The organism is Candidatus Bathyarchaeota archaeon (assembly GCA_026014465.1).
In the GTDB taxonomy this organism is placed as follows: Archaea; Thermoproteota; Bathyarchaeia; order Bathyarchaeales; family Bathycorpusculaceae; genus JADGNF01.
This window is the reverse complement of sequence record JAOZID010000004.1, coordinates 39,427-52,355: the sequence shown is the minus strand read 5'-3', so window position 1 is coordinate 52,355 and position 12,929 is coordinate 39,427. Positions and strand designations below refer to the sequence as shown.

General features: G+C 48.8%; 17 protein-coding genes. 3 read left to right on the top strand and 14 right to left on the bottom strand.

Features of this window, described 5'->3' with window-relative positions; genetic code table 11:
* Positions 1–21 precede the first annotated feature (21 nt).
* Entirely contained in the window at positions 22–357 is a 336-nt protein-coding gene (locus NWF04_00340) for a hypothetical protein (protein ID MCW4005035.1), read from the bottom strand.
* Positions 358–694: 337 nt separating this feature from the next.
* Positions 695–1,309 (bottom strand): MBL fold metallo-hydrolase, encoded by a 615-nt coding sequence (locus tag NWF04_00335; GenBank protein MCW4005034.1) that lies wholly within the window; start codon positions 1,307–1,309, stop codon positions 695–697.
* A gap of 124 nt (positions 1,310–1,433) precedes the next feature.
* Between NWF04_00335 and NWF04_00330 the strand changes: the two genes are divergently transcribed.
* On the top strand, positions 1,434–1,613 hold the full coding sequence (locus tag NWF04_00330; GenBank protein ID MCW4005033.1) for a hypothetical protein: 180 nt from the start codon (positions 1,434–1,436) through the stop codon (positions 1,611–1,613).
* A gap of 14 nt (positions 1,614–1,627) precedes the next feature.
* On the opposite strand, the gene NWF04_00325 is transcribed toward NWF04_00330, so the two are convergent.
* Positions 1,628–2,467, bottom strand: coding sequence for a CPBP family intramembrane metalloprotease (locus NWF04_00325; protein MCW4005032.1), 840 nt, complete (start codon positions 2,465–2,467; stop codon positions 1,628–1,630).
* 94 nt (positions 2,468–2,561) lie between these two features.
* Here NWF04_00325 and NWF04_00320 point away from each other — a divergent pair, with 94 nt between their 5' ends.
* The gene (locus NWF04_00320; GenBank protein ID MCW4005031.1) at positions 2,562–3,845 is read left to right on the top strand and encodes a hypothetical protein; all 1,284 of its coding nucleotides are present in this window, start codon (positions 2,562–2,564) and stop codon (positions 3,843–3,845) included.
* Here NWF04_00320 and NWF04_00315 read toward each other — a convergent pair.
* From NWF04_00315 to NWF04_00285, 7 genes are all read right to left on the bottom strand, one after another.
* Positions 3,819–4,751 (bottom strand): TIGR03560 family F420-dependent LLM class oxidoreductase, encoded by a 933-nt coding sequence (locus NWF04_00315; protein MCW4005030.1) that lies wholly within the window; start codon positions 4,749–4,751, stop codon positions 3,819–3,821. The genes NWF04_00320 and NWF04_00315 overlap by 27 nt on opposite strands.
* A gap of 148 nt (positions 4,752–4,899) precedes the next feature.
* Positions 4,900–5,763 carry a 50S ribosomal protein L10 gene (locus NWF04_00310; protein MCW4005029.1) on the bottom strand — a complete coding sequence of 288 codons (864 nt, stop codon included), beginning with the start codon at positions 5,761–5,763 and terminating at the stop codon, positions 4,900–4,902.
* A 19-nt stretch (positions 5,764–5,782) separates the two neighbouring features.
* Positions 5,783–6,433 carry a 50S ribosomal protein L1 gene (locus NWF04_00305; protein ID MCW4005028.1) on the bottom strand — a complete coding sequence of 217 codons (651 nt, stop codon included), beginning with the start codon at positions 6,431–6,433 and terminating at the stop codon, positions 5,783–5,785.
* A 54-nt stretch (positions 6,434–6,487) separates the two neighbouring features.
* Complete coding sequence (locus NWF04_00300; GenBank protein MCW4005027.1) at positions 6,488–6,976, bottom strand: 50S ribosomal protein L11; 489 nt, start codon at positions 6,974–6,976, stop codon at positions 6,488–6,490.
* A gap of 2 nt (positions 6,977–6,978) precedes the next feature.
* Entirely contained in the window at positions 6,979–7,455 is a 477-nt protein-coding gene (locus NWF04_00295; GenBank protein ID MCW4005026.1) for a transcription elongation factor Spt5, read from the bottom strand.
* Between the two features lie 19 nt (positions 7,456–7,474).
* Complete coding sequence (locus NWF04_00290) at positions 7,475–7,639, bottom strand: protein translocase SEC61 complex subunit gamma (GenBank protein ID MCW4005025.1); 165 nt, start codon at positions 7,637–7,639, stop codon at positions 7,475–7,477.
* Positions 7,640–7,752: 113 nt separating this feature from the next.
* Positions 7,753–8,745: a D-aminoacyl-tRNA deacylase gene (locus tag NWF04_00285; protein MCW4005024.1), complete on the bottom strand. Its 993-nt coding sequence runs from the start codon at positions 8,743–8,745 to the stop codon at positions 7,753–7,755.
* On the opposite strand from NWF04_00285, the gene NWF04_00280 reads away from it, so the two are divergent.
* The gene (locus NWF04_00280) at positions 8,726–9,586 is read left to right on the top strand and encodes an ornithine carbamoyltransferase (protein ID MCW4005023.1); all 861 of its coding nucleotides are present in this window, start codon (positions 8,726–8,728) and stop codon (positions 9,584–9,586) included. The genes NWF04_00285 and NWF04_00280 overlap by 20 nt on opposite strands.
* Positions 9,587–9,704: 118 nt before the next feature.
* On the opposite strand, the gene NWF04_00275 is transcribed toward NWF04_00280, so the two are convergent.
* The 4 genes from NWF04_00275 to NWF04_00260 are packed head-to-tail and all read right to left on the bottom strand — an operon-like array spanning position 9,705 to position 12,878.
* Positions 9,705–10,322: an NTP transferase domain-containing protein gene (locus tag NWF04_00275; protein MCW4005022.1), complete on the bottom strand. Its 618-nt coding sequence runs from the start codon at positions 10,320–10,322 to the stop codon at positions 9,705–9,707.
* Complete coding sequence (cobS, locus tag NWF04_00270; GenBank protein MCW4005021.1) at positions 10,319–11,086, bottom strand: adenosylcobinamide-GDP ribazoletransferase; 768 nt, start codon at positions 11,084–11,086, stop codon at positions 10,319–10,321. The genes NWF04_00275 and cobS overlap by 4 nt, the downstream gene beginning before the upstream one ends.
* Positions 11,087–11,092: 6 nt before the next feature.
* Positions 11,093–12,196, bottom strand: coding sequence for a TIGR00303 family protein (locus NWF04_00265; protein MCW4005020.1), 1,104 nt, complete (start codon positions 12,194–12,196; stop codon positions 11,093–11,095).
* 1 nt (position 12,197) lies between these two features.
* Positions 12,198–12,878 carry a diphthine--ammonia ligase gene (locus NWF04_00260; protein MCW4005019.1) on the bottom strand — a complete coding sequence of 227 codons (681 nt, stop codon included), beginning with the start codon at positions 12,876–12,878 and terminating at the stop codon, positions 12,198–12,200.
* Positions 12,879–12,929 lie beyond the last annotated feature (51 nt).

Here is a 12,929-nt window from a genome sequence, read left to right as displayed (position 1 = left end):
GTTACGTCCTATTTTGCAGTCTCAGACGACGCATGGGTGCCCGTTGAGCTTCATTATAGCCCAATACCGAGCGTAGCTTTTATCGTTTGCCCAAGCAGCAGCTGTAACGTAGCCCCAACAGATAGCCACCTGACTGAGTTTTTGGGATAGGGGAAGACCAACTTCACGTATGGCGCGGGCGAACTTGCTTTCAAGAACGCCTTCCAGCTTTTCTGTGATGGAAAGTATGCTTTTAGCTAAAGAAGCGCTGCGGATGTTTTCTGCTACTCTTATCGTTAAATCAACAAGCACTCGGTCTATTCTTGGCAAAACCTTGAACCATGCACCTGCACGCATGGCTTTCGCTTTGAACTTCACCAGTTGAGCTCTACACAGAAAGCTGCAAACACTGCCATCTTTATTGGTCCTATACATCATTAATTTCTCTCTCAAGCCTTCATTCAGATTTCGAATCTGTCTCCGAACAGTTTAGTTCATATTAAAGTCAGGATATAAAAGACTTACGAATGCAGAAACCATATTTGGATGGAAAGGGACCATTAAGGTTTAATCATAAGGGCTGGGCGTTATAGATAAAAATCAGATGAATGCAGGCAAAATGTGTAGGTTATGGAACGTTTTTCTTTTGGAGGGGAGGTTTTGTTGCTTTTTTGCTGCTGTCGGTTAGGTGTTTGTTGGAGGGTGCTGTTTTGTTTTAGGGTTGTTTCATGAATTTTATGAATTGTTGGAGGGTGCGGGGTTTTAGGATGTAGTTGGTTTGGCGTTGTTCTGCTATGGTGGAGTGGGGTGTGGCGCCGTAGTCGTGTCCGGGGTAGATTTGGATGTTGTCGTTTAGTTTGAGTAGTTTGTTGAAGAGGCTGTTGTAGAGGTCTTTGCTGTTTCCGCCGGGTAGGTCGGTTCTGCCGCATTCCCCCACAAACAAGGTGTCGCCTGTGAGTAGTTTTTTGCCGTTTATGAGTAGGCATATGCCGTCGGGGGTGTGTCCGGGGGTGTGGATGATTTGGATTTTTGTTTTGCCCACGTGTAAGGTGTCGTTGTCTTTGACGGATAGGTCGGTTGGGGTTTTTGAGAGCGTGTGGGCTACGGTTTGTCCGCCCAGAGCTGACTGTAGTTCGGGGTTGCCTGCAGTGTGGTCGGAGTGGTCGTGAGTGCTGATGATATACTTGAGCGCAAAGCCTTCTTCTTTTAGAACCCGCAAAATCTTGCCCGCGTTAAAACTTGAATCTACAACAGCGGCTTCTTGCGTGTTAGAATCTGCAATTATGTAAGAGAAATTATCACCATGCTGCTGAAGCTGCTTAAAGAACATAGTCAACCAACAAAACTAGGCTTTAAAGACTAAAAAGCATAACGCAGCCAAGCGCAGTGTTGCGGTTTTTACATTATTGCGGGTTGCGAAATCAGGGATATATGCAGTTTAAGGGGCAGGGTTTGTGGAGAAAAGTGAAGTGGAAACTGGGAAAACTCAGAAGGCGCTCATTCGTTTAAAACAAGAAGTAAAAGGATATTATGACTCGTTCTTTTCCCGCAAATCTGCAGCGCCCATAAGCATTTTGCTGTGCATCACAATGATAGCAGTTCAAGTTTGGGAGCACTGGAAAAACTTTGTATAGCCACCTGCTGCTGTCTATAAAGAAGAAGGCTCTTTGGCAGGTTCAGAGCCAAAAATTTTCAACTTGAGTTTTTTAGGCAGATACACTGCCGCGAAGACCACGCCCACTGCTATCAAAACCAAACGGGCAGCCAAACCAATCTCATTTGTAGTGGCTACTCCAAGAAAGCCCGCAGCGTCGTACAAACCGTGCAGGAGTGCAGGGATGAGTATGTTTCCTTTTGACCAGTAGTAGGTTATGGCCATGGCGATGCCAAAGCAGATGAGGGTTACGAACTGGATGATGCTGGCGGCTCCGTAGGTGACAGCGTAGTAGGCGTGCACGACAGCAAAGAGGAAGCTGGAGAGCAAGGCTAAGGGGAACCAGTAGCGACCTTTGGATATGCTTAGCAAGCCGCCGTACATGAAACCGCGGAAAAGGTATTCTTCGGCAGGACCAATAACGAGCAGGGAAACCGCTATGAGCACCCAAGCCGCCGTTGGGGAAACGTCAAGAACGGGGTTAGGCTGCTGCAAAACGTTGATTACCTCAGGGTCAAAAATCAGCATGACCGCCAAGATTAAAACAGAAAAAAACAAGCCAACCACGGTTAAGGCTCCAAATAAGCCCAAGCCAAGTTTAGCGGCGGTTTTATTGTTTTTAGCGGCACGTTCCAAAAGAGGCTTGCCAAACAAGAGGGTAACAACCGCTATGGGTACGCCATACACTACAAGATAACCCAGTACAGCACCCAACGGTAAAAAATACTGCGAATACACAGCCGCGAATATGGCAATGACTCCAGCTATGTACCGTTTTTTGGGTAAGGGTTTGATGTCTGAAAACATGTGCAGGTCGCTCTTGATAGGTTTCACTTCGTGCCTAAAGAGCTTAGCCCACATTAAAGCTTGAGTTAATCTTTTAAGCTATAGCACCAGAAAGGATACAACACGTTTTGGTTGCGATAAAATGACGGCAACAGGCTATGGCAAAACAGCACGTTTGGCGGCTCAAGCTTCAGGGCGCAGGTTAGTTAAGAAGCCGTGTGTGGGCGCATTTTTGGCGTTTTTGTTGTTGATTTTACTATTTGTTGCCATCTTAGACGCTAGAACACCGCTAAAAGAAGAGGCTATGCCAGAGGTTTTTGTGGGCGTAGACATAGGGTTTGGCGATGAAGACTTAATCTACAACGTTACCGACGCAGTTTCGGGTTACGCTAACTTGATTATCGTAGGCTCACTAGATGTTACTAGGGACACTGCCAAGCTGACCAGAGTTTGCAATCACCTCTACGAGGAGGGCTTTTACTTTATCGTGTACGTGGGCTTCTCGGAAAGCGGGTTGTTGCCGCCGCGGGGTCCTGACCAAGAATTCTTCCAGATGGCAATTGACTGCTGGGGCGACAAATTCTTGGGGGCATACATGTTTGACGAGATAGGTGGAAAACAAATTGACGTAGCGACGGAAAGGCCTGTGCCAGCTGCAGATAGCTATGGGGACGCAGCAGACCATTTCCTGTTGGGGGTTGTGCCGTATTTGTCGGTTTACCAAGGAGCCGTCTACTACGATGTTGACCTAAAACTGTACACATCCGATTACGCCTTGTACTGGTATGATTACCTGTGCGGATACGACACAGTTTTCACCGAATTCGTGGGCAACCAAAGCCGCGAAATAGCCGTTTCCCTCGGCAGAGGCGCAGCCAAATCCCTCAATAAAGACTGGGGCGTAATCATTACCTTCTCAGAATGCAACCACCCCGAACCCTGCCTAGGAACCCCCACAGAACTCTACAATGACATGACCCTAGCGTGGCAGTCAGGCGCAAAATACATCGTGGTCTTTGATTCGCCAGGTCCAAACGGAACAGCAACAACTCCGTATGGCATACTAACCCAAGACTACCTAAACGTCATGGAAAGGTTCTGGGAATACATCCAAGATGCGGACATGCAAATAGAAAAATTCCCTGCAGATGCCGCTTATGTGTTGCCTAGGGATTATGGGTATGGTTTTCGTGGTCCTGAGGATAAGATTTGGGGGTTATGGGAGGCAGATGAGCTTTCGCAGGTTGTGTGGGATGATACAAACAGGCTGCTTAGGCAGTACGGGTGCAATTTGGATATTGTTTACGAAACCAAGATTGATGATATACAGGTGGATTTGCCGTATGAGACGTTGATATTTTGGAATGGAACTATTGTTGAGGGGCATGAGTGGGGCGAGTTAGATTTTGTTTATGGCGTGGGCTAATAGTTGCAGGCTCTCTGTGCAGGGGAGGTCGCCAAAAAACAGCATAAAATGCGTAACACCCAAATCCAAGTAACTCTGAAGGGGCTCAAGGCAACGCTCAGGCGTACCCAAAAAACTATAGCCTTCAAAATCTTTTTGGCTAACGCCCTGTGGACGGTATTGTTTGGCTTTCTTGTCGACACCTTTTTGGTTTTCGGCTAAAAGAAACTGCCCAGCAGGCCAACAAGACTTCTCAATATCCGCGTAGCTTCTGCCCACATCATTGCAGTGGCTTTTTAGAACCTCAAGTTTATGCAGGTACAACTCCATGGTCGGAACGTAACCAAAATCAAACCTGTCCGCATGCTGCGCCGTAACTTTTAGGGTCTGCTTCTCGCCTGCGCCGCCTATGATTATTGGGGGGTGGGGCTTTTGCAAGGGTTTAGGTTGGCAGACAGCACCTGTTATTTGGTAGTGGTCGCCGTGGTAACTTGTTTTGTTTGTGCTCCAAAGTGCTTTGAGGATTTCCACGGATTCTTTTAGTCGGCTGACGCGGATGCTGGGTTTGGGAAACGAGAAACCGTAGGCTTCATGCTCTTCTTGCTGTACTCCCGCCCCTAAACCTACTTCCAAGCGCCCGTTTGATATGACATCAAGAGTTGCAGCCATTTTCGCTAAAACGGCGGGGTTTCTAAACGCGGCGGACATGACCATGGTTCCAAGCCGTATGCGTTTGGTTCGGCAGGCAAGCGCCGACAGGGCAGTCCAGCACTCCAGCAAAGGCATCTGCCCATACATCAAATGGTCATCAAGCCAAATCGAATCATATCCTAACCGTTCACACTCCAACACAACAGAGCAAACACGGTCAAAAAGCGACTCTGACTTGTCCTTGCCGTTTTGCAGTGCATAAAAAGGAAGAAACACGCCAAACTTTGCCTTGCCCAACACATCACAGCCTAAACAGAACATACAACAGGCGCAGACACAAAAAAACATTCACATAAAACAGTAAAACAAAAAGAAAAGAAGAGAACAATTGGGGTTAGCCAAGCGGGTTGGCTTAGCTTGGGGGTTATGCTGGGGGTTTTGCTTTTTCGACGGCGCTGTTGAGGCTTTGCATTTCTGAGTTTGCCTTGCGGATAAGGTCGCCTATGGTTTCTTTGGTTGGGATTGCGGCTCCTACGGAGAGGGACATGGCTTTTTGGTGTGCGATTTGCAGCAGTGGGGTTATGGTTTCGGCTGTGGGGTAGGATATGCCCAGAGCTAGTGCGAATGCGTCGCTTTGGCTTAGTTGTAGGCTTTGTTTGATTGCGTCAACGTCAATGCTTAGTTGGTCTTCTAGAACCATGAGACCTTCGTCGTATACGGCGCGCATTGCAAGGCCGGCTTCGACGGATTTTATGCCCAGTTTGGAAAGGACACTTGCGAGGCGTTCGTTAACTACGTCGCCTTTGTGCAGGACTAGGGTGTCTTTGCTTACCCAGACGCTGCCGGATTCAATGCGGGTAGGTAGGCCTGCGCCGTTTAGTTGGCTGATGATGGGGCCTGGGGGTTGTCCAGTGTTTCCAGCGGGGACGACTACGTCGAAAGCTGCTATGTCGCCTGATTTCGCGATGGTTTTGACTTTGCCTTTTTCAAGCAGTAGTGCTAGTTTGAAGGGGTTTAGGTTGGTGAAAAGCAGTACGTTAGAGCCTGTTAGGTAGGGCTCGATTTTCTTTAGTTCTTCGTTTTCTACGTCGCTAAGAGCACGGCGCATCAACGTGTTCTTCATGACACGCATGTACACTTGGCCAGATAGGGATTTTTTGAATTCTTGAAGTTGCGTAGCGCGAACTTTCTTTAGACTCACAATCCCGATGGATTTGTAACCTTGAAACAGCTCCTTAATGGCTTGTACTTCGCTGTTTTTTTGTTCCAACAATAGTTGAGATGGCATCTAACATTTCACTCTCGAGTTACGGTTTAATTTTAACAGGTGTGCCCATGCTGGTTTTTAGGAATACAAGTTCAACGTTTTTAAGTCCACGTTTAAGCTTGCCATCCAAGAAACGCATGACAGCCAGCGCGTTTTCGGCTACATCATCGTCGGATTGGTCTGCAGTACCAACGGCGCATTGGATAACGGGTTGGTTACGCATACGAACCATGACGGTTTTGCGGTTCTTTTCGATAACGGGTACGATGTCAGCGCTTGGCGGTATGGGGATGGGCATTTTACCTCTTGGACCCAAAACTGGACCCAAAAGTTTACCGACCAGCGGCATCAACGGCGCTTCTGATATGAAGACATCGTAAGAGTTGCCGATTTTGCGCAGTTCCTTCTTTTTGCCAGATAATGCTTCTAGGTCGGCGCGTTCGATAACTTTGTCAGCGTTTGCTCGCCTAGCGTTTAATGCTAATTCCCCTGATGCTACGATGCAGATTTTGTTGGGTTTGGATGTGGCGTGGGGAAGCTCGACCATGGCTTGGATTTTGCCTTCGGGAGATTTCATGTCGATTTCTTTGATGTTTAGAACCAGGTCTATGGTTTGGCTGAATTTCCTCTCGCCAGAGTTAGCCTTTGCTTCTTTCACTGCATCTAACAGGGTCTTCTTGTCTAAGGGCATTTTAAAGCCTCGTGTCAATTTGGATGGGTGTGCGATTATAAAAATATTCGCTTATCATTCACTCTTTAATAAGGCGTCATGTTTGCCTTCGTCGACTTCTTTTTGGACTTCGCGGGGGTCTTTGCCTTCAACGGTAACGCCCATGCTTACGCAGGTTCCCATGATTTCTTTGGCTGCGCTTGTAAGGGTGCTTGCCAGCATTTGGGGCTGTTTGATCTTGGCGATTTTAACTATCTGCTCAACAGATATATCACCAGCTTTCTCAGAGTGAGGCGTGCCAGAGCCTTTCTCAATGCCCAGTTCACTAACAAGCAAAGCAGAAGCCGTGGGGGTTCCAACGGTAACCTCGAAGGATTTGTCTTCGGGGTTGACAGATATTTTTACGGGAACCTTCATTCCAGCGTAGTCTTTGGTAAGTTCGTTGATCTTGTTTACAACAGCCATGATGTTAATGCCTAAAGGTCCAAGTGCGGGACCTAATGGGGGGCCAGCATTGGCTTGTCCGCCGCCTACAATGGCTTCTACGATTTTCTTTTCAACCATTATTAGTCACTTTTTGCTTTTTCTACTAGTTTCACGTAATCGGAGTGAACTGTGATGGGCAAAGTAAATGTTGCCTCGAGGAGTTCGAGGGTTACTTCGCCTTTGGATTTGTCTATGCGGGTGATTTTGGCGCGCATGCCCTTGAATGGACCGCCGGTGATGTCGACGACGTCGTCTTCTCCGAGGTCTTCGATGATGGGTTTGCGGATGATGTAGCGTTCAATTTCGTTGAAGCTCACCAACCCGGGGATTCGGGAGCGTACGTGGCGCACGCCTGCGATGGCTTCTTCGATGAGGTGTGGACCGTCGGCTTCCATGAAGACGTATCCTTTTAGGGCTTCGGGAACCAGTATAGATTTTATGGGGATTTTTTCCATCTCTATCTTGGATGAGAGTAATCTGGCTACGTTTTTTTCTTGACCTGTGGTTGTTTTAATGGCGAAAATTTTAGTTTGGAATTGTTCTTCTTTTTTCTCCATTTACAGGTAACCTTCAATTTTATTGTATGACGAAAGCTATGAGCTTGATGACAAAGCCGATTAAGCCTATCGCACCAATGCCTAGGAAGCTAATTTTAACAGACAGCCATAGCTCTTCCTTGTCTGGCTTAGAGGACAACTTTAAAGTCCTTGAAGCCTGAGTTAACCAAGATTTAATTCCCATATTAACCGCACAACAAGATTTCAATCAGGCATAATAAAGTTTACTGTAACGTCCAAGCCTTACACAGTATGCTTTTGAAACACTCCAAAGCCCCACATGCAAAAACAGCAAACCTAAATCTTCTCAGTTGGCAACCCAACTTCCTCCAACGCAACAACCAAATCAGGCTTATCCACACCCTTTATGCCCTTCCAATCCAAAACCACCGACCCCACCCGCTCAACCGTACGCTCTATACAATGCCGCAAAAGCTCAGCGTCCACATGGGCGATGGCGTACTTGGGAATCATGTGCCCAAAAACCGCTTCGCCGCTCAAGGAAAGGGCGGTGAATTTCTGGTTGTAGTGGGTTCCCCCGATACCAAGAACAGCCGTTTGCGACCTGTTGCTGTTGTGCTTTTGGATGGTTTGCAGCGTGGCTTTTGCGACGATGTTTGCGGCGGCTTGGTTGCTCCACTGCGCGGGCGAACTGCCTAGTTCAATGAAGAGTGCGGGCATGTTTAGGGATGGTCCGTGGTGGGTGACTTCATAGGAAACTTTGAAGCCCAAGGGAGTTTGAGTGTGCAGTTGGTTTAGGGCTTGCAACGCGTTTTGCATATCCACGGCGGGGGCAACGGATACAGTGTGGGGTAAGCCTCCAAAGTCTGCTTGTGCAAAGTTTCCAGGCACATGCACGGTTAAGGTTGGGGTTTGGCTTTGGCTGCTGTGGCGCGACATAAACACGATAAGCTCGGCGTCGGGGAAATGCTCGGGAAGGTCTTGGGCGCAAACCGATTCCTGCGACAAAGCAACATGCGTAACAGCGGTTTTGTTCATGGTGGCGTGGTAGATGGGGTTCTCGCTGTAGGTTTGGCGGGTCTTCTCGAAACGGCAGAGTTGGTGTAGTTGGGCGGCTATGTTTACGCCTGCAACGTCCTGAACTGAGTGAACAAGAAGAATCATTAACTGTCCTCGTATGGTGTATTGGGAATAAGGTTTCCCCGCAAGCTTATAATTGCTGTGTGGGGTTTCATGTTTTTGTGTGAGGTCATTTACCGTGCATTTGATGAACTTTAGGGAGCTTTCGAGCAGGGAGCTTGTTGAACTGGTGGATTTGGGCATAGACATCAAGCATAACCCCAAAAAGTACGCTCGCGAGTTGGAGGGCAAATCAGCCGCTTTGATTTTCCAGAAAACAAGCACCCGCACTAGAGTTTCCTTTGAAGTCGCCATGACCCAGCTAGGCGGACACGCCGTATACATGGATTGGCGAAGCTCCAATTTTGGTTTATCAGACATAGGCGATGAAGTGCAGTATTTGTCGCGTAACGTAGACTTAATTATGGCAAGGCTAATGCACAACTCTGACCTGCAAAAAATGATGGCAGCGTCCCAAGTGCCCGTGATTAACGGCTGCGACGAAATGTACCACCCCAGCCAAGCAATCGCCGATTTAATCACCATGAAAGAAAAACGCGGCACCCTAAAAGACGCCAAACTAGTTTACATTGGCGTTCACAATAACGTCTGCAACTCTCTAATTGAAGCTTGTACGAAAACAGGCGCAAAAATAACCACCGTCACCCCAATTTTCAACGAAGCCTCCCGCGACCCAGCCCTGCTCGAAGAAGCCAAACAAACAGGACTATGGAACAGCACCCTTGACGTAAAAGAAGCGGTTTCCACCGCGGACTTTATTTACACTGACACGTGGGTTGACATGGAATTCTTCACCGACCCCAGCTTTGCCAAACAAAAAGAACAACGCCTCAAACAAATGATGCCCTACCAAATCAACCAAGAACTTCTGCAAAATACGCCTTACATCATGCATGACATGCCCATACATCGCGGCTACGAAATCAGCGTAGAAGCCATCGAAAACAGCAAATCAGTAATCTACGAACAAGCTCAAAACAGACTATACTCAGCCAAAGCCACCCTACTCACCCTAACCCAACCCAACTAACAACAACTCTTTCCACCAAAACATTAGACCCCCTCCCCCCTTTTCTGCATACAATTAAAATTAGCATCCAAATAGGTTGGTGAAAACGAGGGTTTTGGAGAAGAACCGATTATGTGTGCTATTGGCGGTTTTTGGTGAGGTTTTGTGCGATTTGGAGTTCTTGGGTGGTGTTGATGTTTACGGCGACTTGGGGTTTGTCGGTGATGTAGACTGCTTGTTCGAGTTCGCCGTCGTCGATTTTTGTGCCGTCTATGATGTTGATGCCTGCGGGGACGACTTGTTGCCCGTCGTGTTCGAAGGCGTAGCCTAGGCCCATGCCTAATTTGCGTTTGGTTTCTTGGGGCACGGCAACGGCGAGGGTGGGTTTGTTGCATTTGTAGTATGCGGTTATGATTTCGTCTATGACTTGGCTGGTTATGAGGGGGAGGTCGGCGGCGATTGCCATGACGGTTTGCAGGTTTAGTTGTTTGACGGCGTTACCCATGTCGGAGACGTATTCTTTGCCAGGGGTTTTGACTACGGTGATTTGGGGGAAGTGTGTTTGGAGGTGTTGTGTGGTGTTGGGGGTGTTGTCTGTTATGGCTACGGCGATGTTGTCGATGGTTTTGGCGTTTTGCAGCGCATACAAGACGTGGTCGATTACGGGGTTGCCGCCAACGAGGATGAGGGGCTTTTCGGTTTTAAGTGCCATGCGTGTGCCTTTGCCGCCTGCCATGATAAGCGCCGTTACAGTCATAGCGCCATCACCGTTGCGAGCAGAACTATGGTGCAGACTAGGCGGGTGAGTTCGTTGGTTGCGCCTAAAACGTCGCCTGTGATGCATTTGAAGTGCTTGTGCGAAATGAAAACCATAACTAACCCCGTGAGCACTGAAGCCGCTACCACGGCAAAGCCCACAAGGGGGAAGCCTGAGAGCCACATGAGCGGAACCGCGACCAGCAAAGACAACGCAACCGCTGCTATCAAGCGTAAGCTGCCTTTGGCGCCGTGCATCTGCTCAAGGAACGAGGAGTTCATGCCTTTGTGGGCGGCTTTTCCTGCCCGTGCCCCGACGACCATGGCAAGTTTAGCGCATAATTCGATGATGATTACGCTTTGAATCACAAGCCCAAGCTGCAGCTCCCCAAAAGCTATCGCCGTTGTTATGTAGGTCATAATGCCCAAGCCTAGTGCGCCTGCGCCTGTGAGTTGGTCGTGCATGATTTCGATTTTGCGTTCAGCAGTTCCTTGGTACATGATGGCGTCGCCAAAATCCAGCAAACCGTCCGCGTGGTGCAAGCCTGTGAGGAGAAGCAAAACGCCCAGCGTTAACGCCCCCGCGACCGAAGCGGGAAGAAACAAAAACATTGCGTAGCCAAAAGCGCCTGCCAGCAACCCCAAAAGTGCCCCGATGAGGGGGAAGAGGTACATGTACCGTGCAGAATCCACTAAGCAGTCCATATCCATGCGTACGGGAATCACGGTTAGGAACGCGAGCAGGTTCTTTATGGCTTTAAACACGCTGGGTCACTTTAAGTTCATAAGGGCAGCATAGTTTTTTTCTATGTCGCTTAGCAGGGTATTGGTGGTTATGGCGCCTTCGTATTTTGCCATGGCGGCTATGGAGGTTCCGCCTGCGCCTACGCCTTCTTTGACTATGCCTTGCTCGTAAGCTTTTAACCCGTCAAACCGTGACGCACCAAAATTCAAATCCGCCGCCAAAACGGGAACCTCAGGCGAAATTTGCGCGATTATGCCTTGGATGTCTGAGGACGTATCGTTTAGAACCCAACGAGTCGTGCCTACGGCTATGTTGCACAGGACTTTGGGGTTTAAGGCGTTAACTGCAGCTAAGACAGAGGTCATCTGTGTGCCCCCAGCCATCAACACGGGAACCTGCGGAGCCGCACCCAAAACCAGCCCTGCAAACGCCGCCATCATGGGGTCGCCCAGACACGAAATCGCCTTTACAGGCTCCTTGGCAAAGCCTCCAAAGCCTATGCCTGCCGCGGCTAACCCTTTTTGTACGGCTTGGTTTTTTAGGTCATGGGGATTATCGGGGAGACTGCTGCTGACTTTCCCTTTAGCATTTATGCCCATGGCAGATAAAACGCCCAAAGCGGTGGTTGTTCCGCCAGGGATGCTCTCGCCAATTACCAAGTAATCCGCAGATTTTGCCAAGTGCTCACCTGCCAGTTTTGCGCGTTCGATAACTTCTGCAGCGTTATCTACGGCGTTGCCTGTTTGGATATCTCTGCCAGGGCTACCGCCTAACTCTAGGTAGGGAACTTGGGGCTTGATTTGCAAACCGCCACTGGCTATCAAAACGGGGATATCAGCCGCTTTTAGGGCGGACATGGCGATGAGGGCGGGGGTTGGGATGCCGTCTGGCGTGACTGGGACACCGTTTATGCATTTGCATTTGCCAAGCAAGAGCAGTTCAGCGTCGGCGGGTGGGGTGTAGTCGGTGAATTCAGGGTGTTTGCCCGCGGCGGATATGCCAGAGATTTTAGCGGTTTCAGTGGTGGCTATGGTTAGTATGAACTGCGCTTTTTTGCCTTGGATTTGCTTCAGGAACGCCTGTGCTTTGGGCTGGTTTTGGGCAGTTAACACGCCAGAGACGGCTGCCATGTTACTGTTGCCCCTGTTTGGGTGTAACCGTGAACCCCATGATTTCTAGTCGTCCAAAACCATCTACGGTTTGTTTTTTGGTGTCTATGAGGTTTATGCGGTTTTTGAAGTTGGGGCCGTCGGTCATGACGGTGTGGTATTCGCCGCCTTCGCCGCAGGGGTCGACGTTGTCGAGTTTTAGGATGTCTTCTAGGAACTGGTTGTTGAGTTGTCTGCCTAGCCAATCTGTGGTTAGGGCTTTGGGGTTGGTGCGTACGACGGTTGCGTTAAAGCCTGCGTCTATGAATTCTTTGAAGAGTTGTTTGGTGTCTGCTTGCCAGAGGGGACGTATGGGTTTTAGGTCTACTTCGCGGCACATGCGTTCTAGCCAGCGTTCTTCATGCCCTGAGACCTCGTATATGTCGCCAGTTACCAAGCCTTCCGCGCCTTTTTCTTTGAACCCGCTTAGTGCCTCTTTGAACTGCTCCTCGTAACCTTCAGGGGTTGTCACGCATTTCGCCAACGGAAAACCAAGAGACAAAGCTTGCTCATCCAAAATCTTCGCGTTTATTCCATGGAAATTCGACTGCTCATCACTCTTCATAAAAGTCAAAAGACTAACAACTTCCAAGCCGTCCTCCAACGCTTTATACAGAGCAAAACAGCTATCTTTTCCTCCACTCCAAGAAACTACAACTTTCATCTAATACATCCTCTTCCTGTTTGTTTTTGTTTGTCAGTTATATGACTTTCT